19 protein-coding genes are annotated in these 22,157 nt (G+C 71.6%); 5 read left to right on the forward strand and 14 right to left on the reverse strand.

The annotated features are described in order from the left end of the window. The first annotated feature begins 172 nt into the window (after positions 1–172). Positions 173–1,612 (forward strand): DUF2079 domain-containing protein, encoded by a 1,440-nt coding sequence (locus DP939_RS26595; protein WP_113983508.1) that lies wholly within the window; start codon positions 173–175, stop codon positions 1,610–1,612. Positions 1,613–1,718: 106 nt separating this feature from the next. Here DP939_RS26595 and DP939_RS26600 read toward each other — a convergent pair whose 3' ends face one another. From DP939_RS26600 to ahcY, 5 genes are all read right to left on the reverse strand, one after another. Continuing rightward, positions 1,719–2,378 carry a hypothetical protein gene (locus DP939_RS26600; protein WP_147268149.1) on the reverse strand — a complete coding sequence of 220 codons (660 nt, stop codon included), beginning with the start codon at positions 2,376–2,378 and terminating at the stop codon, positions 1,719–1,721. Between the two features lie 55 nt (positions 2,379–2,433). After that, positions 2,434–3,633, reverse strand: a complete 1,200-nt coding sequence (locus DP939_RS26605; RefSeq protein ID WP_113983510.1) for a helix-turn-helix domain-containing protein — start codon at positions 3,631–3,633, stop codon at positions 2,434–2,436. Between the two features lie 120 nt (positions 3,634–3,753). Then, positions 3,754–4,578: a phosphotransferase family protein gene (locus DP939_RS26610; RefSeq protein ID WP_158578699.1), complete on the reverse strand. Its 825-nt coding sequence runs from the start codon at positions 4,576–4,578 to the stop codon at positions 3,754–3,756. Between the two features lie 555 nt (positions 4,579–5,133). Further along, a complete protein-coding gene (locus DP939_RS26615) occupies positions 5,134–6,372 on the reverse strand; it encodes an adenosylhomocysteinase (RefSeq protein ID WP_113983512.1) in 1,239 nt (412 codons plus the stop codon). Between the two features lie 22 nt (positions 6,373–6,394). Further along, positions 6,395–7,825, reverse strand: a complete 1,431-nt coding sequence (gene ahcY, locus DP939_RS26620) for an adenosylhomocysteinase (RefSeq protein ID WP_113983513.1) — start codon at positions 7,823–7,825, stop codon at positions 6,395–6,397. A gap of 98 nt (positions 7,826–7,923) precedes the next feature. Here ahcY and DP939_RS26625 point away from each other — a divergent pair, with 98 nt between their 5' ends. The 3 genes from DP939_RS26625 to DP939_RS26635 are packed head-to-tail and all read left to right on the forward strand — an operon-like array spanning position 7,924 to position 10,165. After that, a complete protein-coding gene (locus DP939_RS26625; protein WP_113983514.1) occupies positions 7,924–8,283 on the forward strand; it encodes a MerR family transcriptional regulator in 360 nt (119 codons plus the stop codon). A gap of 35 nt (positions 8,284–8,318) precedes the next feature. Next, the gene (locus tag DP939_RS26630) at positions 8,319–9,509 is read left to right on the forward strand and encodes a sensor histidine kinase (protein WP_113983515.1); all 1,191 of its coding nucleotides are present in this window, start codon (positions 8,319–8,321) and stop codon (positions 9,507–9,509) included. Beyond that, positions 9,506–10,165 carry a response regulator gene (locus DP939_RS26635; RefSeq protein ID WP_113983516.1) on the forward strand — a complete coding sequence of 220 codons (660 nt, stop codon included), beginning with the start codon at positions 9,506–9,508 and terminating at the stop codon, positions 10,163–10,165. The genes DP939_RS26630 and DP939_RS26635 overlap by 4 nt, the downstream gene beginning before the upstream one ends. Before the next feature lie 26 nt (positions 10,166–10,191). Here the strand turns inward: DP939_RS26635 and DP939_RS26640 are convergent, their stop codons facing one another. The 5 genes from DP939_RS26640 to DP939_RS26660 are packed head-to-tail and all read right to left on the reverse strand — an operon-like array spanning position 10,192 to position 14,288. Continuing rightward, the gene (locus DP939_RS26640) at positions 10,192–11,148 is read right to left on the reverse strand and encodes a cation diffusion facilitator family transporter (protein ID WP_113983517.1); all 957 of its coding nucleotides are present in this window, start codon (positions 11,146–11,148) and stop codon (positions 10,192–10,194) included. 56 nt (positions 11,149–11,204) lie between these two features. Next, the gene (locus DP939_RS26645; RefSeq protein WP_225878515.1) at positions 11,205–12,332 is read right to left on the reverse strand and encodes an SIS domain-containing protein; all 1,128 of its coding nucleotides are present in this window, start codon (positions 12,330–12,332) and stop codon (positions 11,205–11,207) included. Beyond that, positions 12,329–12,508 (reverse strand): Trm112 family protein, encoded by a 180-nt coding sequence (locus DP939_RS26650; protein ID WP_199565434.1) that lies wholly within the window; start codon positions 12,506–12,508, stop codon positions 12,329–12,331. The genes DP939_RS26645 and DP939_RS26650 overlap by 4 nt, the downstream gene beginning before the upstream one ends. Beyond that, a complete protein-coding gene (locus DP939_RS26655) occupies positions 12,505–13,863 on the reverse strand; it encodes a phosphomannomutase/phosphoglucomutase (RefSeq protein WP_113983519.1) in 1,359 nt (452 codons plus the stop codon). Before DP939_RS26655 ends, DP939_RS26650 begins: the two co-directional genes overlap by 4 nt. Positions 13,864–13,919: 56 nt before the next feature. Continuing rightward, a complete protein-coding gene (locus DP939_RS26660) occupies positions 13,920–14,288 on the reverse strand; it encodes a DUF3499 domain-containing protein (RefSeq protein WP_113983520.1) in 369 nt (122 codons plus the stop codon). 210 nt (positions 14,289–14,498) lie between these two features. On the opposite strand from DP939_RS26660, the gene DP939_RS26665 reads away from it, so the two are divergent. Continuing rightward, complete coding sequence (locus DP939_RS26665; RefSeq protein WP_404828610.1) at positions 14,499–14,975, forward strand: metallopeptidase family protein; 477 nt, start codon at positions 14,499–14,501, stop codon at positions 14,973–14,975. Positions 14,976–14,987: 12 nt separating this feature from the next. Here the strand turns inward: DP939_RS26665 and DP939_RS26670 are convergent, their stop codons facing one another. The 4 genes from DP939_RS26670 to DP939_RS26685 form a co-directional block, all read right to left on the reverse strand. Beyond that, the gene (locus DP939_RS26670) at positions 14,988–16,415 is read right to left on the reverse strand and encodes a DUF5719 family protein (protein ID WP_113983522.1); all 1,428 of its coding nucleotides are present in this window, start codon (positions 16,413–16,415) and stop codon (positions 14,988–14,990) included. Next, the gene (locus tag DP939_RS26675) at positions 16,412–19,555 is read right to left on the reverse strand and encodes a glycosyltransferase family 2 protein (RefSeq protein WP_113983523.1); all 3,144 of its coding nucleotides are present in this window, start codon (positions 19,553–19,555) and stop codon (positions 16,412–16,414) included. The genes DP939_RS26670 and DP939_RS26675 overlap by 4 nt, the downstream gene beginning before the upstream one ends. 235 nt (positions 19,556–19,790) lie before the next feature. Beyond that, a complete protein-coding gene (locus tag DP939_RS26680) occupies positions 19,791–20,048 on the reverse strand; it encodes a WhiB family transcriptional regulator (RefSeq protein ID WP_111170288.1) in 258 nt (85 codons plus the stop codon). 317 nt (positions 20,049–20,365) lie between these two features. After that, the gene (locus DP939_RS26685; protein ID WP_113983524.1) at positions 20,366–22,036 is read right to left on the reverse strand and encodes a hypothetical protein; all 1,671 of its coding nucleotides are present in this window, start codon (positions 22,034–22,036) and stop codon (positions 20,366–20,368) included. Between the last annotated feature and the right edge of the window lie 121 nt (positions 22,037–22,157).

Below are 22,157 nucleotides of genomic sequence, written 5' to 3' on the forward strand. Positions count from 1 at the left end.
TTTTGTGTTCGTAAGGCGCTCCCCGCCGGCGCGCCGCTGATAATCTCCGGGCGAACATGGCCGGCCAGAAATCTGGCCGGCCTTCCCTCGCGTGAAATCAGCACACGGACCTGAAAGCGAACCCTTGCCTTTACGTGCGGCAAACGCATGCCCTCGTCTGCGCCACGGCCCGATGGTGGCCGCGATCGTCCTCGCCGGAGCGGTCATTAACTGTGCGCTGGGGCTGACCGACCTGTATGGATTTCGGTCGGGGATATACGACATGGTGATCTTCGATCAGGGGGTTCGCGGATATGCGAACCTCACCGGGCCGCTCTCCGACGTCAAAGGCAACTGGGAGACCCCTGGCGTGCCCTTCTCCTTGCTGGGCGACCACTTCTCCCCCATATTGGCACTGATCGCACCGCTGTACCGGCTCCATGACGGCCCCGAGACGCTGATCGTCGCGCAGGCGGCGCTGTTCGCCCTGGCGGTCGTACCGCTCTGGTCCTTCACCCGCCGGGCCCTGGGGACGTCCGCCGCATACTTCTTCGCCATCGCCTACGTCATATCGTGGCCGATCGCCGAGGCGGTGGTATTCGACTTCCATGAGTACGCGTTCGTGCCGCTGCTGACCGCGCTCGTCTTCGAGCGCATCCAAGCCGGCAAGACCGCGCACGCCCTGATATCGTCGGGCGCGCTGCTGGCGGTCAAAGAGGACATCGGGATCTTGGTGGCCGGTCTGGGCGTCGGGTTCATGCTCACGCGAGAGCATCGAAAGCCCGGGATCGTGCTGTTGTGCGGCGGTCTGTTACAGACGTTCGTCGCCACTCAGGTCGTGATCCCGGCATTCGGCGGCGGCGCCGGGCGCTATTGGTACTACTCGGGTTTGGGCGGCACTCTGCCGGACGCGGCGATCCGCATTCTGACCCATCCGGGCGACGCGTTACACGTTCTGGTGACCCCCGGCGCCAAAGTATGGACGGTGTTGTTACTCATCGGCCCGCTGTTATGCCTCCCTCTCTTCTCCCCATACGCCTTCGCCGCCCTCTCACTACTGGCGCTTCGGATGCTGGCCACCGACCAGGGCGCGGCCGGCTGGTGGGGCACCGGCTTTCACTACAATTCCGCCGTCGTCATGGCGCTCCTGTGCGCCGCCGTGGACGGCCTCGCCCGGCTTCGCCGCCGCGTCCGGCACCCGATCCTCCGATTACCCGGCCGCTACGCACCCCAGGCGCTGATGGTCGCGATGCTGGCGACAGTACCGTTCTTCCCCTTCTCGAACCTCGTCTCCCCGGCCTGGTACCGAACCCCGGCCCGCGCCCCCGCCGCCGAAGCGGCGATGGCCACGATCCCGGACGGCGTCCTCGTGGAGACCGCCAACACGCTGGGCCCGCACATCACATCGAGAACGCGCGTCGTGGCCTGGGCCGCCAAAACGGCCGCACGACCACAGCGCGCCCCTTGGGTCCTCGCGGATCTCATCGCGAAACAACCGCATTTCCCGTCGATCGACGCTCAGGCCACGGATGTCGCCGACCTTGTCGTGCGCGGCTACCGCGAAGTGTTCTCCTCTGACGGCTACGCCGTATTGTGCGCCCCGGAGGCGTGCGTCAAACCCCACCCCCGTTGAGTCCGCACACGACAAGCCGGCGCCTCTTGTGACCGCCTGATGTCCGAAGCCTGATCACCGAGCCACCCCCCTGGCTTGCCGAACGACCAGCCGGGGGCTCCATCGGCTAGGGGGCGGTCGGCCTCATACCGTGTAGTTCGACCACCTGCGCGACGGCCAGCGCACACCGGTGGTACCGGAAGTCGTCCCAGGCCACGAAGACGTTGTGCCCGGCAGGCTTCGGTTCGTGCGCCACACCGGGACGGTACAGATCCGCCAGTACCCCGGCCGGCCTGACCGTGGTCACGGTGAAGAGGGCGGAGTCCCGGCGGAGCATGGGGCACTCCGCCACGGCCTTGGGGATGCAACTCCAGCAGGTCGGGGGCGCGTTGGTACGCCCGCTGTCCGGGCCAGTGCGCTCGAACACGGTCGAGGTCACCGCCCACGGAATCAGCCCGCTATGCGGGTCCGTCGCCGTGTCACCGCAGACCTGGCAAAGCAGTCTGTCCATCGATCGCCACTGCCGCAGCGTGTTGAGCTTGCGCATCTGCGCGGGACCGCGCCGGTCCGGCCGGTCCCGGAGATCGTGGATCCGGGCACGGAGAATGCCGCCCACGCTGCCCAGCCGTCCCGCGTACGGGTCCACCCAGTCATCGGGGCGAGACGGCAGGTAGGCCAGGCGCATCCGGCCCGCGTACGGCACGAACCCGATCGGGTCGGTCACGAGTTCGTTCGCGTAGGCGATCGTGTAGGGCACGATCGTGTACCCGCTCCACCGTCCATTCATGTCACGGAACGTTACGGCGAGCCGACGGAAAGTTGTTTCCGCGTGGAAACCGGCGTCAGACTAGATTCATCCGCCAGGCTAGGCCGCGAACGTCACGGCCCCCTCGACGGTCCAGTATGTCGGCGACCAGTTCCTTGATGAACGGATGGTTGTGCACCATTGACGGGGATAGCTGCTCGGCCTTCCGCAACTCACGGACGGCGTCTTCGTCCCGATCGAGCATCGCGTGAGCGCGGGCCCGTTCCAAGAGCAACATCGCCCGGCGGCTGTGGGATGGAAGTGCGCGCGGATCGACCCTGTTCGCGTGCTCAAGGGCCTGCCCCGGACGCCCCGCCTCGACCTCCAGCGTGGTACGCCACACGCCCACGTTGGCCACGCCGAAGTACTCGAAGGCATCCGGCGCATCGCCCAGCGGCTCGGCGAGTCGCGCCGCCTCGCCCACCTGGCCGGCGGCGCCGTCGCGGTCGCCGAGTACCTCGCAGGCGAGTGCGGCGCTGAGCCGGAGCATGCCGTGCACCTGGTGCGCGAAGAGATCGTCCCCGATGTGCAGCTCCACCTCGTCAGCGATCCGGGGCGTCATCAGCAGCGGCTTCGGTGTACCCGCCGAGCAGCGCGCGTGCGCACGCCCGAACGCCGCCGCACCCCGCCAGACGGGATCCCCGAGAAGTTCGGCCGCCTGCCAGCCGCGTTCGCCGCCGAGGTAGGCCAGATGCACCTCGCCCAAGCCCCGGGACATGAACGCCGCCTTGCACCCCGCTGCCAGGATCAGCATCTTCAGGGCCTCGCTTCGCACCGGCTCCAGGCTCGTCGCGATGTGGACGTACAACTCACCGATCAGGTCCGGCAAGATCCTTATCAGCGTGGCGTCGTCGGCTCGTCTGAAGGCCATGTCCGCTTCGTGAAGCACCGTCCGCAGCACCTCAACGGGCCGCGCCGGCATGTCAGGCGGGTCATCAGGCCCCGCGTCCATCAAGACGCGTTGCAGCGGCACGAGGTTGTAGTTGGGATGATTAGGCCGAATCTCGGGTGCCGGATGACCGAGCAGGAAGTCGGCGGACACCTCAAGCGCTTCGGCGAGCGCCACGATGTCAGTGCGCTTGTCGAGCCGGGTCCTACCGTTCTCGATCTTGCTGAGCCAGCTCTTGGACCGCCCGACCAGCCCGGCGAGCGCTTCCACGGATTTGCCTCGGGCGCGACGCGCGATACGGACATTCTCACCGATCCGCCGCACACGGTCCTCAACAGGACTGGACATGGCCCTACCTTGGGGGAATTCAGTTCGGCACTGCCCAGATTACGCCTACAGCCCCGGAAGCAGGTGTGGACTTGCAGGCGGTCTTCCTAGAATGGCTTCCAGACCCACCCGGTCGAGGCGTCAGGCGAGCAGGTGCAGGACCCGCTGGGCCTGGCGTTCTAGGGTGCCTGCGGGACTGCGGGCGGTGAAGGGTCCTGCGGGGCCGAGCATGAGGAGCCAGCCGAGCGCGAGCAGCCGGCGAAAGTCGTGGATGCGGCGGTGCTCCTTTTCGGTCACGTTCACGGCGGCCAGCAGGTGCTCGGTATCGAAGGTGCCGTCGAGGCGGGAGGTGTGCTCGCAGAATTCGGCGATCTCGAAGGCTCGGTCGCTGCGGCCGGAGTCTTCCCAGTCAAGGAGGCGGACCTGCCGGTCGCCATCATCCCAGAGGTAGTTGGCGTGGTTGCCGTCGGACAGGCCGAGGACGGGCGGCAGTGGATCAGAGATCAGCCGGTCGGGGGCGTTGGTGGCCAGCCACGTCGCTCCCTCCTGGAAGGCGTGGCGGACGTCGGCGTCGTGGCCGAGGTCGGGGCGCTTGTCGGCCCAGGTACGGACCTTGGCCACGGCCGCGGCGGGTCCCCAGGCGGCAGGCTCGACCGCCTCAAGGACCGGTCCTGGGATCGCCTGGTGCAGTCGCGTGAACGCGGCGGCCACGGCATCGATTTGCGCGACGGTGGCGGGTGCGCCGCGCAGTACGTGGCCGGGCAGGCGGCTCATCACCACTGTCGGCGGGCTCACGTTGAGGTCGGCTCGTATAGGGGCGGGGGCCAGGCCGGGCGCGTGTTCGGCCAGCAGCGTCAACGCCGTCCACTCGCGTTGCGGTTCGCGTCGATCCCATGAGCGGTAGCGCTTGATGACGACTTCGTCGCCGAATTCGAGGTCATGGGTGGTGGATTGGCCGACCGCCACTCGCGCTGCCCTTCTGCCGGTGCCCGGAAGGTTCCTCCCGGGCATCTCGTGCCGGTCGAGGATGGTCTCCCGAGGTTATCGCGGGGACACCTTGCGAGGTGGGTCATCCTGAGTGAGCGCGGTCAGCGGTGTGCCTCTTCGTCGCGGCGCGAGGACCTGAGCAGTCTTGCCGTACGGCGGTCTGGCCTCGCGGTCTGGTCCTGCTGGGCTCTCAGCCTGGCGCGCCCCCATAGATGGCATTGGTCTGGTGGGCGAAGCAGGCGTCTCAGGAGGAGAGGTGGGGACGTGACCGGCGGGGGCGCTAGCGCCGGCTTTGGAAGGGCGTCCGAGCGGAGCGCGGCCCTTGCCGCGCGGTAGCGCGGCCCTTGCCGCGCGGTAGCGCGGCCCTTGCCGCGCGGTAGCGCGGCCCTTGCCGCGCGGTAGCGCGGCCCTTGCCGCGCGGTAGCGCGGCCCTTGCCGCGCGGTAGCGCGGCTTGAGGCGGCGCGCGGTAGCGTGGGCCATTGGGCGCGAAGCGCCATGAGCCGTTGGGCGTTGAGGTGTAGGTCAGTGGGGGGTCAGGAGCCGGTGCGCCAGGAGTGGAGGTAGGTTTCCTGGTCGGGGGTGAGGGTGTCGACCTCGATTCCCGCCGCCGCGAGCTTCAGCCGGGCGACCTCCGTGTCGATCTCCGGCGGCACGTCGTACACCCCCGGCACCAGCCGGACCCGTTCGCGGGCCAGCCAGGTCACCGCCAGCGCCTGGGCCGCGAAGGACATGTCCATGACCGCCGCCGGGTGCCCCTCGGCGGCCGTCAGGTTGACCAGGCGGCCCTCCGCGAGCAGCAGCAGGCGCCGGCCGTCGGCCAGTACGTACTCGTCCGTGTTGGGGCGGACCCCGGGATGGACCGTATCGGCCAGCTCCTCCAGGGCGCGTACGTCGATCTCGACGTCGAAATGCCCCGCGTTGGCGAGGATCGCCCCGTCCTTCATGGCCGCCAGGTGCTCAGCGCGGATCACGTCCCGGTTGCCGGTGACGGTGATGAACACGTCGCCGCGTTCGGCGGCCACCGCCATCGGCCGGACCTCGTACCCCTGCAAGGTCGCGTCCAGCCCCTTGACCGGGTCGATCTCGGTGACGATCACCCGGGCGCCGAGCCCGCGGGCCCGTTCGGCGACGCCCCGGCCGCAGTACCCGAACCCGGCCACGACCACCGTCTTGCCCGCCAGCAGCGTGTTGGTGGCGCGCATGATGCCGTCGAGGGTGGACTGGCCGGTGCCGTACCGGTTGTCGAACATCCGCTTGGTGCGGGTGTCGTTGACCGCGACCACCGGGAAGCGCAGGGCCTCCTCGGTGGCCATCTGCCGCAGCCTGATGATGCCGGTGGTGGTCTCCTCGCAGCCGCCGGTGACCCCGGGCAGCAGTTCGAGGCGTTCGGTGTGCAGGGTGTTGACCAGGTCGCAGCCGTCGTCCAGGACGATCTCCGGGGCGATGTCCAGCGCCTGGTTGATGTGCCGGTAGTAGGTCTCGCGATCGACCCCGGCCCGCGCGTACACGGCGACGCCGTACTCCGCCAGCGCCGCCGCCACGTCGTCCTGGGTGGAGAGCGGGTTGGACGCGGCCAGGGCGATCTCCGCCCCGCCCGCCCGCAACGCCCCCATCAGCACGGCGGTCTCGGCGGTCACGTGCAGGCAGGCGGCGATCCGCATGCCGTCGAGCGGGCGCTCGGCGGCGAAGCGTTCGCCGACCGCCCGCAGTACCGGCATGGCGCGGGCGGCCCACTCGATCCGCCGCTCGCCGGCCTCCCCGGAGATCTCCACTGCGCACCGACCGCCGGATGACTCAGTAGCGGTAGTGGTCGGACTTGTAGGGGCCTTCGACGTCGACCCCGATGTACTCCGCCTGCGCCTTGGTGAGCTTGGTCAGCTTGACCCCGAGGGCGTCGAGGTGCAGCCGGGCGACCTTCTCGTCGAGGTGCTTGGGCAGGGTGTAGACGCCGAGCGGGTAGGCGTCGGTCTTGGTGAACAGCTCGATCTGGGCGATCACCTGGTTGGTGAAGGAGTTGGACATCACGAACGAGGGGTGGCCGGTGGCGCAGCCCAGGTTCATCAGGCGGCCTTCGGCCAGCACGATGACGGAGTGGCCGTCCTCGAAGATCCACTCGTCGACCTGCGGCTTGATGGTGTTGCGCTTGATGCCGGGCAGCTTGGCCAGGCCCGCCATGTCGATCTCGTTGTCGAAGTGGCCGATGTTGGACACGATGGCCTGGTGCTTCATCGCGGCCATGTGCTCGGCCGTGATGATGTCGAAGTTGCCGGTGGCGCTGACGAAGATGTCGGCCTGGCCGACGATCTCCTCCAGGGTGGTGACCTGGTAGCCGTCCATCGCGGCCTGGAGGGCGCAGATCGGGTCGATCTCGGTGATGACCACTCGCGCGCCCTGGCCGCGCAGCGCCTCGGCGCAGCCCTTGCCGACGTCGCCGTAACCGCAGACGACAGCGACCTTGCCGCCGATCAGGACGTCCGTGGCGCGGTTCAGGCCGTCGAGCACGGAGTGGCGGCAACCGTACTTGTTGTCGAACTTCGACTTGGTCACCGAGTCGTTGACGTTGATCGCCGGGAAGAGCAGCGTGCCGTTCTTGTGCATCTCGTACAGGCGGTGGACACCGGTGGTGGTCTCCTCGGTCACGCCCTTGATCGCCTCGGCGGTGGTGGTCCACTTGCCGGGGCTCGCCTCGATGGTGCGGCGCAGGGTCTCCAGGATGATCTTCCACTCTTCGGGGTCGTCGGCGCCGGCGGTCGGCACGGCGCCCGCCTTCTCGTACTCCGCGCCCTTGTGGACGAGCAGCGTGGCGTCACCGCCATCGTCGAGGATCATGTTGGGGCCGCCGCCGTCAGGCCAGCTCAGCGCCTGCTCGGTACACCACCAGTACTCCTCCAGCGTCTCGCCCTTCCAGGCGAACACCGGCACGCCCTTGGGGTCGTCGGCGGTGCCGTCCGGCCCGACGACCGTGGCCGCGGCGGCGTGGTCCTGGGTGGAGAAGATGTTGCAGCTCACCCAGCGGACGTCGGCGCCCAGCTCGACCAGGGTCTCGATGAGCACGGCGGTCTGGATCGTCATGTGCAGCGATCCCATGATCCGCGCGCCGCGCAGCGGCTTGCTGCCCGCGTATTCACGGCGGACGGCCATGAGGCCGGGCATCTCGTGCTCGGCGAGGTGGATCTCCTTGCGCCCGAAGGCGGCAAGCGACAGGTCGGCCACCTTGAAGTCCATGTCATTCCCCTCTGGCTGATGTCGTCGTCAGCGAGTTTATGGGCCCGGTACGCCCCAGCGCACGCCGAGAGGGCTGATCCTGACATAGGATTGTAAGAATGCGGATCACGGAGGCCGCCAAGCGGCTCGGCATGTCGCCCCGGATGCTGCGCTACCGGGAGGCGCTGGGGCTGTTGCCCCCGGTCCGTGGGCAGGGCTCGCACCGCCGGTTCGGGGAGGAGGAGCTGGCCGCCGTCGCGCACGCGATCGAGCTGGAGCGGCGCTTCGACGCCTCACCGGCCGAGCTGTCCTTCGCGCTGCGGGTGCTCACCGAGCCGGGCGTCGCGCACGCCGTACGCGAACTGGGCCTGCGCATCGGCCGCATCCAGGCCCCGCGCCGGGCACTCGACTTCGAGAAGGAGAAGGCGCTGCGGCTGCTGCGCGGCCGACCGGTGCTTGATCGTCGCTCGAAAGAGTGACGACAGGCCGGGACGGCACGACCACAATTCCTGGCATGTCGCTCACCAGCAAAATCGACAGTGCCGAGGAAGCCCTGTCGAAAATCGATCTCGGCAGAGTCGTCCGGTCTCCGCTGCTCGACGTGGCCATAGGCGTCGCTCTGACCGTATGGGGCCTCATTCCGACCTCGATGCCCCCGATCCGGTACGGGGTGGACCACAGCCCCGGCATGGTGGTGCTGAGCGGCCTGTTGCTGGCCACCGCGCCCCAAATGGTGCGGCGGCGATTCCGCGTCCCGGTGCTCGTCCTGACCTATCTGGGCGCCGGCGTTCTGGCGCTGAGCGGCGTGAGGCTCGCCGAGATACCCTTGCCGGTCTATGTCTCCGGAGTCATCTCGACCTACACGCTGCTCGTGATGCTGCCCCGCCGGCTGCGGTGGGCGGGCGCGGTCGCCGTCGTCGTGGGCGGGCTGACGGCCGCCCTCGGCATCGGCGGCGGCAGGGGCGGCGCGTTCGCGATCGTCGCCGTGACCGTCGCCGCGCTGACCCTGCTGGCCGACCTGCGCGGCAGCCGCAGCGAGCTGAACCTGTTCCGGGCCGACCGGCTGGACCAGGTCAGGGAGCGGGCGGCGATGGCCGAGCGGGCCAGGATCGCCAGGGAGATGCACGACGTCGTGGCCCACTCCGTCTCGATGATCGCGGTACGCGCCGAGACCGCGCCCTTCACGCTCGCCGAGGAGGGCGACGAACTGGGCGAGGCGACCAAGCGCGAGTTCGCCGACATCGCCGGCAACGCCCGCGACGCGCTCGCCGAGATGCGCAGGCTGGTCGGCGTACTCCGGGCGGACATCCCCGACGCCGCGGAGACCGCGCCCCAGCCCGGACTCGCCCAACTGCCCGAGCTGATCGAGCAGCACCCCGGTGACGTGGACCTGGACGTGGTGGGCGAGGAGCGCGAGCTGCCCCAGGCGGTGGACGTCAGCGCCTTCCGCATCGTGCAGGAGTCACTGAACAACGCCCGCGTCCACGCCCCCGGCGCACGGGTCTCCATCGAACTGGCGTACCGCCCCACCCTGCTGGCCATACGCGTCGCCGACAACGGCCCCGCCGAGGCGGCCGAGGACACCGAAGGCGGCCACGGACTGATCGGCATGCGCGAACGCGCGCTCGCCCTCGGCGGATGGTTCACCGCCGGCCCCGGCCCACACGGAGGCTTCCTCGTCCAGGCCGGACTGCCGACCGAATGACCACCGTCTCCGTACTGATCGCCGATGACCAGCCGGTGGTGTTGCGCGGCTTCGCGGCGGTGATCGCCGCTCAGCCGGGCCTCACCGTTGTGGGCACCGCCGCCGACGGGGTCCAGGCCGTACGGCTGGCCGAGCGGACCCGCCCCGATGTCGCCCTGCTGGACATCCGGATGCCCAGGATGAACGGCATCGAGGCGGCCCGCCGGATCATCGAGGCCCATGACACCAAGGTCATCATGATCACGACTTTCGACCTCGACGACTACGTCTACGACGCGCTCTCCGCGGGGGCGAGCGGGTTCCTGCTGAAGGACGTGCGGTCGGGTGACCTGGCCGAGTCGGTGCGGATCGTGGCCAGGGGCGAGGCGCTGCTGGCCCCGAAGGTCACCCGGCGGCTGATCGCGACGTTCGCCGCGCGGCGGCCGGCCGTACCGGAGACACCGGGGCTGACGCCGCGCGAGGGCGAGGTGCTGCGGATGATCGCCAGGGGCCTGTCGAACGCGGAGATCGCCGCCGAGCTGGTGGTCTCCGAGCACACGGTGAAGACGCACGTGGCCCGGCTGCTCACCAAGCTCGGCCTGCGCGACCGCACCCAGGCGGTCGTCCACGCGTACGAGACGGGGCTGGTCACCCCGCACCGGGCACCGGGGCGGTAGCGGCGGAGCCCCTGAGCGTTACCGGATCACCCGGCACCAGGCGCGGGGGCGGTGGCGGCCTGGTCGGTGCGCTCGGAGCGGTAGAGGTCGGGCTCCAGGTAGATGACCCGGGCGATCGGCACGGCGGCGCGGACGCGCTGCTCGGCCGCGTCGATGCCGCGGGCGACCTCGGCGGCCGTGTCGTCGTGGTCGATCGCGATCTTGGCGGCGACCAGCAGCTCCTCCGGGCCGATGTGCAGGGTGCGCAGGTGGATGACCCGGGAGACCTCGGGGCCGCCGGTGAGCGCGGCGACGATCTGGTCCTCGATGTCCTCGCCCGCGCTCTCGCCGATCAGCAGCGACTTGGTCTCCACGGCCAGGATGACCGCGATGATCGCGAGCAGTACGCCGATGGCGATGGTGCCGACGCCGTCCCAGACGCCGTTCCCGGTGATCACGGCCATGGTCACGCCGAGCAGCGCGAGGATCAGGCCGACCAGCGCGCCGAGGTCTTCCAGCACGATCACCGGCAGCTCGGGGGCCTTGGCCCTGCGGATGAACTGCACCCACGACTGCCCGTTGCGTACGTGGTTGGCCTCCTTGATCGCGGTGCGGAAGGAGAAGGTCTCGGCGATGATCGCGAAGATCAGCACTCCGAACGCGATGATCGGCGTCTCCACCGGATGCGGATCACTGATCTTGTGCACGCCCTCGTAGATGGAGAACACCGCACCGACCGTGAACAGCACCACGGCCACCACGAACGCGTAGAAGTAGCGCTCCCGGCCGTAGCCGAAGGGATGCTTGGGGGTGCGGGCCCGCTGCGCGCGCTTGCCGCCGACCAGCAGCAGCACCTGATTGCCAGAGTCCGCGACCGAGTGGATCGACTCGGCCAGCATCGAGGAGGACGACGTGAACAGATAGGCCACGAACTTGGCCGCGGCGATGGACAGGTTGGCGATCAACGCCGCGACGATCGCCTTGGTACCGCCACTCGCGCTCACGTGTCGTCTCCACTCTCGATCATCCGGCCGGGGTACCGGGGAACAGCATCTGGATCCTATTCGGAAAGCCGCATCTCCAGCTCACGGACCACCGGGACCGGAGACGGATCGATACCGTACCCCAAAGCCAGATAAACGCTCCCATAATCCAACAAACCGACCAGCGTCGCGATCCGCTCCAGCGGGTGCCCGCCCTCGGCCTGGAGTTCGGTGACCGAAACGCCGCGGTCCTGGGCCATCCGCAGCGACAGCTCCCGGCGGCGCGTCACGCTCGGATGCTCGTCGGTGTCGCGCAGCACCACCAGGCGCAGCGTGCGAGTGCCCTCGTCGGCGAAGATGTCGCGGACGGCCATCGGGCCGTCCAGCGTCCCCGCCTGGTCGTGGCCGACGTCGGGAATCTCCCCGTGCAGGGCGGGCAGGCCCGCGTCCTGGCCGAGCCGGGCCGCCAGCCGGTGCGCGGCCACGGCGGTGAGCGGCGAGGACCCCCAGATCATCGGGACCGTCTCGGCCAGCTCCATGGCCAGGCTCTTGCCGGGGTTGATGAACGACTCGCTGGCCGGCCGGCAGCGGTGCGCGATCTCCTCCAGCCGCCCGGCCACCGCCTCGAACAACGCGTCGTCGGCGCTGGTCAGCTTGATGGCCGCGGCGGCGCTGACCAGCGGTACGAGCATCGCCCACAGCCCGGCCCGCTCCGGACCGGCCGCCTCGACGGGCACGAAGAGCGCGCCCGCCTGCCGGGCGACGGCCTGCAACGGCGACCCGGCGCGCCCGACCGCCAGCAACCGGCACCCACGGCGGACCGCCTCACGGGCCAGCGTCAGCGTCTCCTCGGTGTCGCCGGAGAAGGACACCGCGATGACCAGGTCGGCGGTGCCCACCCAGCCGGGCAGCCGGAAGGAGCGGACGGTCAGGAACGGCACCGGCGCGCCCGGCCCGCACACCGCGGCCAGCAGGTCGCCCGCGAGCGCCGCGGCGCCCACCCCGGCCACCACGACCGCGCGCGGCCTGCCGTCGGCGGCCAGCCCGCCGTCGATGCCCGCACCGGCCACGGCCCGCCCGGCGATGCGCACCTGCGCCGCGGCGGAGGCGAGCACGGGCAGCATGCCGCCCGGGTCCGCCTCGGCCAGATGTCCCTGATCGTCGAGCCTGTCCGCGTCCCAGCGCAGGTCAGGCGGCGAGGTCACGGTTTGCGGGCCTCGTCGACGAGCAGCACGGGGATGTCGTCGCGCACTGGATAGACCAGCCCGCACGCGCTGGAGGTGCAGGTCAGCTCCTCGGCCTCGGAGTCGGCCCGGAGCGGCGACTTGCACGCGGGGCAGGCGAGGATCTCCAGCAACCAGTCGTCGATCTTCACAGCTATCTCCTCACGAGGGCCAGGACCTCGTCCCTGACCTCCGTCATCTTTCGCTCGTCGGCCGCCTCGGCGTTCAGCCGGAGCAGCGGCTCGGTGTTGGACGGGCGGAGGTTGAACCACCAGCCGTCGCCGGTCACGGTCAGGCCGTCCAGCTCGTCGAACGTCACTCCCTCCCGGCCGTCGAAGGCGGACCTGACCCGCTCGACGGCCGCCCGCTGGTCGGCGACGGTGCTGTTGATCTCCCCTGACGCCACATGGCGGGCGTAGCGCGCCACCACCTGGGACAGCGGCCGGTCCTGCGCCCCCAGGGCGGCCAGCACGTGCAGCGCGGCCAGCATCCCGGAGTCGGCGTACCAGAAGTCGCGGAAGTAGTAATGGGCCGAGTGCTCGCCGCCGAAGATCGCTCCGGTGCGGGCCATCTCGGCCTTGATGAACGAGTGACCGACCCGGGTGCGGATCGGTACGCCGCCGTGCTCGCGGACGATCTCCGGCACCGCCGCCGAGGTGATCAGGTTGTGAATGATCTTGGAGCCGGGGTGCTTGGCCAGCTCGCGGACGGCCACCAGCGCGGTCACGGCGGACGGCGAGACCGACTCCCCCGTCTCGTCCACCACCCAGCAGCGGTCGGCGTCGCCGTCGTAGGCCAGGCCGAGGTCGGCCCCGTGCTCGACCACGGCCTTGCGCAGGTCGAGCAGGTTGGCCGGCTCGATCGGGTTGGCCTCGTGGTTGGGGAAGGAGCCGTCCAGCTCGAAGTACAGCCGGGTCAGCTTGACCGGCAGCCCGTCGAACACCGCGGGGACCGTGTGCCCGGCCATGCCGTTGCCCGCGTCGACCACCACCGACAGCGGGCGCATCGCCGACAAATCCACCAGTGTGCGCAGGTGGCCCGCGTAGCCGGGGAGCAGGTCCTTGACCACGACCTCACCGATGACCGGGCCGGGCCGCGGCCCGCCGTCGGCGATCAGCTCGGCGGCGCGGTCGCGGATCTCGGTCAGGCCGGTGTTCTCGCTGATCGGCACGGCCCCCGGCCCGCAGAGCTTCATGCCGTTGTAGCGGGCGGGGTTGTGGCTGGCGGTGAACATCACCCCCGGCCTGCCGAGGCTGCCGCTGGCGTAGTAGAGCAGGTCGGTGGAGGCCAGGCCGATGTCGAGGACGCCCGCTCCGCGCGAGGTCGCGCCCCTGGCGAACGCCGCCGCCAGCGGCTCGGAGGACGCGCGCATGTCGCGCCCCACGACGATGGAAGCCGCCCCGGTCACCTCCGCGAAGGCGGCCCCCACGGCCTCCGCGATCTCCGTGTCCAGCTCGTCCGGGACCACGCCGCGAACGTCATAAGCCTTGAAGATCCTGGCGAGGTCGCCCACTCCCAGCTCCGCCCTGGTGATCGATTGTCCGTCTGGCCGAGAACGCTTCGAGCCTACTAGCGGTCGCGCTGCGGTCGCGCGGATCGGAGCACCCGTAGATGGCCGCGCCTGCCGACCTCGACCCCCTGGCCCACCGGCTCTCCGCTGCCGGACTTGGCCGGCTTGGCCGCCTCGCGCACCGCGTTGGCGAGCGCTTCCAGATCGTCGCTGCTCGGCCGCGCCGCCTCGCTGGGCAGGCGCACGACCTCCCATCCGCGGGGGGCGGTGAGCCGCTCGGCGTGTTCGGCGCACAGGTCATAGCAGTGCGGCTCGGCGTACGTCGCCAGCGGGCCGAGCACGGCGGTCGAGTCGGCGTAAACGTACGTGAGCGTGAAGACGGCAGGCTGACTGCAGGCGGTGCGCGAACAGCGGCGGACGGGGCTCACGGAGGGACCGTATCCGGTAAGAGTCCCAGGCGCCACTATCCAGGCGGCTCTTAACGAGCGTGTCGCCACAATTCGGACAGGTGTCATGGCTTTCACCGTCTTGCGTGCTATCCGTGCGTGCTATCCGTGCGTGCCGTCCGGCCCCCGCTGTCGCACAAGCCCGGGGCGAACGGGCCTGCCGATCCGGGCGGCAGCACCTAAGCTTGCGCTGTGAGCTCCGCAACAGGGGGCACGCCCGGTGGGGCGCCCCGCCCGCGCGGCCCGCGCAGGCGTGACCGCCACGGCCGTGGCATGCGCGGTCCGATCGCGCCCCCGCACGTGCCGATCGCCAGGTCCAGGAGCGAGCGCTTCGACGACTTCGTGCTCGACGCCGTGGACCGGCTCAAGCCGCGCTGGGCCAGGCAGCTGGCGTCGGTGGAGTTCTCCGTGGAGGAGGTCCCCCCGGCGAGCGAGCTGGGCGACGGCCCGGAGCGGGTGATCGGCGAGCCGATCCCGTTCGGGCGGGCCGAGCCCGCGGCGGGGTCCGGCCCGGCCGCCGTCGTGGTCTACCGCAGGCCGCTGGAGGCGCGGGCGCGCGACCGTGACACGCTGGGCGCGCTCGTCCACGACGCGGTGGTCGAGCAGGTCGCCAACCTGCTGGGGCTGTCCCCCGAGACCGTCGATCCCGGTTACGACGACCGGCACTGACGCCGCCGGAGGTCAGGGCAGTACGGCCACGGCGGAGTCCACCACCGGCGGCACCAGCGCGAAGGCGCGGCCGAGGGCGAGCGGCTGGACGGTGATCAACGGGCCGTCGCCGGTGCGTTCCGAGAGCGCCCGCCCGCCGTACACCGGGCCGGAGCCGGGCAGCGGGGTGACCGTCAGCGCGTACTCCCCACCCACCTTCGGGAGCTTGACCTGCGCGGTCCGCTGGGCGGGCACGGCCGCGTCCACGGGCGGCGGGGCCTGCCCGCGCGCCGGCACCACCTGGACGCGCACCTTGGCGGCCCCTTCCGGGGCGGTGAGCAGCAGGCGGGTGGTCCGGCCGCTGCCGCCGCCGTTGTCGGCGACCGTGCTGCCCAGGCCGATCGGCGGGCCGCCCGCGCTGAACGCCACGTCCGGGCTGCTGCCGGTACCGGTCACCACCACCCCGGCCACCACCGGGACCTCCGCGCTCAGCATCAGGGCCGCCGCCCCCGACGCGATGCCGCTGGACACGTCGAGCGTGGCGACCGACCCGGCGGGCACCTCGACGGTCTCGCGGCCCTTGAGCGCGTAGGAGCCGTCCTCGGTGACCGCCTTGACCGTGACCACGGCGTCGGACTCGCCGGGCGCGGCCACGTACAGTTCCCGCTTGCCGCCGCCGCCCGGGATGCCGGGCACCACGACCTTGGTCGCGGGCGGCGCGGCGGCCGGGAGCCAGTCCAGGCCGCCGCCCTTGCGCCCGTCGCCGAGCCGTACGTGCACGGCGGCGGCCACCCGCCCGGTGCTCGTGCGCACCTCCACGGCCATCACCAGCGGCGTGGGGGCCAGTTCCTTCAGGGAGACCGCCTGGTGCTCGCCCGGCCCCACCACGACCCCGTGGTCGCCGATCAGCGGGCCCTCCCCCGCGTAGATCCGCACCTGCGCGGCGGCCGGGGCGGAGTCGGCGTTGGTCAGGTGCAGCGTGACGTCGGCCGCGGCGGCCGGGCCTGGGCCGACGAACCACGCACGCGAGGACGGTTCGACGCATCGCACGCCCGACAGGCCGCGGTCGCCGCCCGCGGTGGCCATCGTCGTCTGCGCCGCCTCCAGTCCGGCGGCCGGCGGTCCCGTGCCGGTCACCACCACCGGTCCGGACCGGTCCGCGGCCTTCTTCCGCCACAGCGCGCCCGGCTTCCCGGCCACGACGGGCTTGCCTTTCCCGCCGAGTTCGGCGACGGTGACCGCGCCGCCCTGCCCGGCCTGGGCGGGGGTCACGACGCTGAGCGTGGCGCGGGCGGGTCCGGGGCACACGGCGGTCACCGACTGGACGGCGACCTTGGCGCGCGGCGGCGGACCCGGACGGGCGGGCTCGGGCCGGGTGGCGCCCGCCACGCCGTACATGGCCAGCAGGGCGAGCGCGACCAGAACCAGCAGCCCGAAGCGGTTCCCGATCAGGACCTTCATCGTCCGGCCATCTCCTTGCGCCGGGAGCGGCGCGGGCGGGGCTGCCCCGCGGCCTGGTCGCCGTAGTCGGGCACGATCTCCTCGGCGCGCCTGCCCGGTGAGGCGAGCACCAGCACCGCCGCGACCAGCACGGCCTGCGCCCACAGCCAGACCCGGTGCAGCGGGTCCTCGTGGGTGATCCGGACCGTGGCGGGGGCCTTGAGGGCCTGCCCGAACGTGAAGCCCTGCGCCCAGCCGTCCACGGTGGCGGGGGTGACCTGCGCCCCGGTGGCCCGATGGCCGTCCGCCACCGGCTCGGCCAGCACCAGCGTACGTCCGGCGCTCCCCGCCGGGACCGTCACCGTGAGCCCTCCCCCGGACCCTGTGACGGCCGGGACGGGCGTCCGCACGCCTCCCGGGCCGGTGATCCAGGCCAGCGCGGGCGGAGTGGTCAGCCGCCACACGCCCACGGTGTCGGACAGGCTCAGCCGGCCCAGCGCGGGCTGGGAGTCCAGTGCCCCGGCGACCTCCGGATCGACGCGTCCGCCCTCGGGGGCGCGGACCACGACGAACCGCACGCCGTACGTGGCCAGGACGCCCGCGTCCGTGCCGCCCCGCCCGGCCGCGAGCCCCGCGGCGGCGGTGGCCAGCCGGGCCTTCGCCGGGCCCGGCACGGGCAGGTCGGCCTCGCCGACCAGCGGCCCGCGCGAGCGCAGCACGGTGTAGGCGAGACCGCCGACCGCGCTGCCGCGCAGCACCAGCGTGCGCTCGCCGGGCGTGCCCCCGGCCACGGCGAGCGGCGTGACCGGCGCGTCGGCGCGCAGCGGCCCGGCCAGGCCCGTCGCCACCCAGTGGCCCGCGCAGATCAGCGGGGCGGAGCAGGCGGCCGCCGCCAGCGCGTACGCCAGGATCCTGCGCACCCCGCCCGCCGCCCGGAACTCGGCCAGCCGGTGCGCGGTGAGCGCGGCCACGACCAGCATGCCGGTGGCCGCGAACGCCAGCGGCACCCCCGGCCAGGCCGCCGCGGGCGGTCCGCCCGCCGCCGAGGTCACCGTCGCCCGGCTCACCAGGATCGCCGCCAGCACGCCGTACAGCGCCACGCCCCAGCCCAGCGCGACGGCCATCCGCTGCCGCCGCATCAGCAGCGCGGCCGGCGCGGCGGCGAGCACTCCGGCCACCGCCCACAGCGGCGGCATGCCGGGACCGCCCGGGCTGAGGGTGAGCAGCGCCTCGGGGGACAGCGCGGGATCGGTCAGTTCGGGCCGGTGCAGCCCGGCCTCCAGCAGGATCTGCCCCGGATCACCGGCGAACCGCCCCAGCCACGGGAACAGCAGGACCAGCGGCACGCCGAGCGCGATGCCGACCGAGATCGCCACCCCGCGCCTGGCCGCGCCGAACGCCAGCGCGCCGAGCAGGCCGATCACGGCCGTCAGCGGATAGACGAGCGGGACGAACGCCGTGCCGATCGCCAGCAGCAGCCCCAGCCCCCAGGCGGCCCGGCGCGACCTGCGGCCCTCCCCGGCCAGCAGCGCGGTCGCCAGCGACGCGTAGGCGGGCAGCAGGACCAGTACCACGGCGGTCCCCAGCCGCCCCGCCGCGACCGCCCCGGTGGCCACCGGCAGCAGCGCGTACGCCGCCGCCAGCCACACCCGCCCGCCGGTGCCCGGAATGATCGAGCGGGTCGCCAGGTACGCCGACACCCCGGCCAGCGGCACGCAGCCGAGCAGCAGCACCGCCACCGCGAGCCAGGTCTTGCCGAACGCGAGCGTGGCCAGCCCAGCCAGCACCGCCACGTACGGCGGGGCCCACGCGTCCGTGCCCAGGCCGCCCGCGTGGAAGCTCTCGGTGTAGAGCCGCCACAGGTCCGAGGCGCCCCCGGTCACCGGGACGAGCGCGCCGCCGCCGAGCCCGGTCCCGCCGAGCAGCCGCCACTCGGCGGCCACGGTGACCGCGGCCAGCCCGAGGAACAGCAGCACCCCGGGGTTGCCGAAGCTCCGCTGCATGAGACCGGCGTCGGTGAGCAGCAGTTCCTCATCGGGGGAACGGCCCTCGGAGGCGGCGGCGTGGTGGCGTCCGGCCGACTCCACGGGCCCGGAGCCGGACAGATAGCCCTGGACCATGTCGGCGAACCGCCGGAACACCGCCCCCGGCGGCGTCAGCAGCTTCTTGACCTGCGGGTAGTGCCGCCTGCGGCCGTAGGCGCGGGCGCGTCTGGCCTTGGCCAGACGGACCGGGTGACCGAGCACCCCGCCGAGCGCGCGTACCTCGTCCAGCGCGCTGCCCGGCTGTTTGGCCAGCACCAGCAGGACGGTACGGAAGATCGAGCCGAGGACGTTGCGCGGCAGCGTCCACAGCAGGGCGCGGAGCGGCACGTTGGCCAGCACCACGAACAGCGCGTTGCGCCGGTCCAGGCGGCGCGGATGGTTGTCGCTCACGGCGATCCGCCTGCGCCTGCGGGCCGCGGCCTCGGCGTGCCAGGCGACCGCCTGGGTGACGTTGAGCACCCGGTATCCGGCGTTGCGGGCGCGCCAGCACAGGTCCAGGTCGTCGCGGAAGAGCGGGAGGGCGGGGTCGAGGCCGCCCAGGTCGTCCCACACGTCGCGGCGGATCAGCATCCCGGCCGTGGAGACCGACAGCACGTCGTGGACGCCTTCGTGCTGCCCCTGGTCGTACTCCCTGGGCTCCAGGCCGGTGTCCCTGCGCCCGGTGCGGTCCACCGTGACGCCGACCTCCAGCAGCAGCTTGCGGTCCAGCCAGTCGCGCAGCTTGGGACCCAGTACGGCGGCACGCGGATCTTGCGCGGCGGCCCCGAGCAGCACCTCAAGGGCACGGGTGTCGGGGGCGCAGTCGTCGTGCAGGAGCCAGATCCACTCCTGCACCTCGCCGCCCTGGGACGCGGGGAGGCGGTCCAGGACCTCCTCCACCGCGTCGCCGAAGCCGGTGGAGCGGGGCAGTGTGAGCACCCCGCCCTCGCCGATGCGCGCGGCCAGCAGCCGCCCGCAGCCGTCGCGGCTGCCGTTGTCGACGCCCACGAGGCGGTCGGGCGGCCTGGTCTGGCCGAGCACCGCGGCCAGGGTGTCATCGAGCCACCGGGCGCCGTCGTGGGCGACCACGATCGCGGTGACGGTGACCAGGGTCACGGAGGTTCCGATCGCGGACATATGTCCTGTTTTGTCGGGACAAATACCGATTACGCCGATGATCGACGCCCGACAAAGATACGGCACGACCGGCTCGCGCGCGCGAGGTCCGCCGAACGCGTCTGCGCCCGGACGACCTCACGACGACCTCACGATGGCCTCACGACGAACGCCGCCCCCATGAAGACGAGCCCCTTACGAAGGGACGCCCTCACCGAGACGGCACCCGAATCACCGCCCGACTCGCGCGAGGCGGTCAGCCCGCTTCGCGTTTGATGCGACGCCGCTCTCGCTCCGACAATCCACCCCAGATGCCGAACCGCTCATCGTGCTCAAGTGCATATTCCAGACACTCGGCACGAACCTCACACGCGCGGCAAACCTTCTTGGCTTCCCTCGTCGAGCCGCCCTTTTCCGGAAAGAACGCCTCGGGGTCGGTCTGCGCGCACAGGGCGCGCTCCTGCCAGCCAAGATCTTCAGCGCTGAGCGCCTGTGCATCGACCAGGTCGGCCACTGCACACCTCCCTGCCGCCCGCCCGCAATGGAGCCCCCCTAGTGAACGCCCTCCGTCATACCCACCCGGTGGAGGGCGTAACTACACGTCTGTAATTACACTCATGTGCCCCGTGTGGCGTCAAGCCGCATACCGGTATCCGGGGAAAGACCCGCTCTCCCCGGTTCACAGACGTGATGCTCTTCATCGCGGCGAACGCTACCCCCGTGGCAGGTTCGCGTGCCTTGTTCAGCGCACTCGCCGGTCGGAAACGTACCAGGACATGTTCTGGCCGTGACCCGGGCTCACCTTCTCTCTGTCCGCGGATTGCCGGGTCATTACGCGCGGGGTTCACCCGGGGTGTATATGGCTGTCGGATCGATCGGCTCGCCCGCGTTCTGCTGCTGCCCCGGCTGGCCCGGCTGCCCCTGCTGCTGGCCCTGGTGCTGGCCCTGGTGCGGCTGCTGGTCGCGGTAGGCGTTCGGGTCGAAGCGCATCGTCGACTCGCCGGGGGCCTCCTGGCCCCAGCCCTGTTGCTGGCCCTCGTACTGCGGCGTGGCGGGCGCGCTCTGCGGGTGCCCGAGCGGGGAGCCGTAGGCGCCCTCGGGCGGGTAGTTCACCTCGGGCTGGGTGCCGGTCTGTCCCGGCTGCTGGTACGCCTGACCGCCCTGGTAACCCTGGTTCTGGTAGCCCTGGGACTGGTAGTTGTGCGCCTGCTGGTACGCCTGGGCGAGCTGCTGGGCGCGCGGGTCGGCCGGGTTCGGCTCGTCGTAGCGGCCGTCGGGCCGCTGGGCGTACTCCTGGCCGGGGTAACCGGCCTGCGCCTGCTGCCCGGCGTTCGGGTCGTAACCGGAGGAGACGTAGCCACCGGTGTTGCCCGGGTAGCCCTCGTAGGCGGGGGCGGAGGGGGCGGCGGGCTGCGCCTGGTAGGTGTCGTAGGACTGGCCCTGGTCGGCGGAGTAGTCCGCCGGGGCGTACTGCTGGCCGAACGCGCCCTGGCCGCCCTGCGCCTGCTGGTAGCCCTGGTGGTCGCCGTAGGCGCTCTGCGGCGGCTCGGCCGGATACGAGGGCGCCGCGCCGGGCTGGGCGTAGGCGTCCTGGCCGTAGCCCTGCTGCCGGCCGTAGCCGGAGTACTGGTTGTAGGAGGCGTCCTGGCCGCCGTCGGGCGGCGGCAGCGCGGGCAGCGAGGAGGAGGGCGGGGCGTAGCCCTGCTGCGCGCCCGGGTCCGGCTGCTGGTACTGCCCGGACTGCGGGGCCGCCGGCTGGTACGTCGGGGCGGCCTGCGGCTGCGCGGGCTCCGGCTGCTGCGGCTGCTGGGAAACCTGTTCGTACTGCTGACCGTAGGACTGCTGGGCGTACTGCTGCTGGGCGTAGTCCGGCTGCTGCCCGTACTCGGGCTGCTGGCCGTACATCGGCTGCTGGGGGGCCTGCGGAGGCGCCTGCTGCTGCGCCTGCTGTTGCGCCTGCGGAGGGGCCTGCTGCTGGGCGTAGTCCGGCTGCTGCTGGCCGTACATGGGCTGCTGCGGCCCCCCGTACGGCGGCACCTGCCCGCCCTGCTGCCCCGGGTAGCCGGGGAAGCCCTGCGGCTGCTTGGGGGCGCGCGGCGTCGCCGGGAACGCCTGCGGGATCAGATAGAGCAGCGCGACCGCGAGCAGCGCGAGCCCGGCCAGCCCGGTCAGCAGGATCTCCACGATCGCTTCGCCGGAGGCGATGCCGCGGATCAGCGCGATCACGCCGAACAGCGCCGCGACGCCCAGCGCCACGGTCGCGCTGATCGTGATGGCCTTGGCCATGGGGCTCGGCTCGCCGACCTTGGTGGTCAGCACCACCGCGCCGACCAGCAGGGCCACGTTGACGGGCGAGACCATACCGTCGAGGCTGGCATAGGAGAGCAGCCCGAGGTTCGGGGCCAGCAGGCTCAGCACGCTGAGCAGGATTCTGACGACCGCCACGGCGAACATGATCCACGCGGCCGGGTCACGGAGCCGGCTCGCCTCGATTCTGATCACAACTTGCCCCCATCAAGGTCCGTATGGCACAGCGAAGTTTTCCACAAGGGCGACATTTGTGTCGGAAGACCCAGCAACCTCATCCAACCCAATAAGCGTTCCTACGGTTGTCAATCCACGA

Origin of the sequence: Spongiactinospora rosea, assembly GCF_003315795.1 — a bacterium.
Taxonomy (GTDB): Bacteria; Actinomycetota; Actinomycetes; order Streptosporangiales; family Streptosporangiaceae; genus Spongiactinospora; species Spongiactinospora rosea.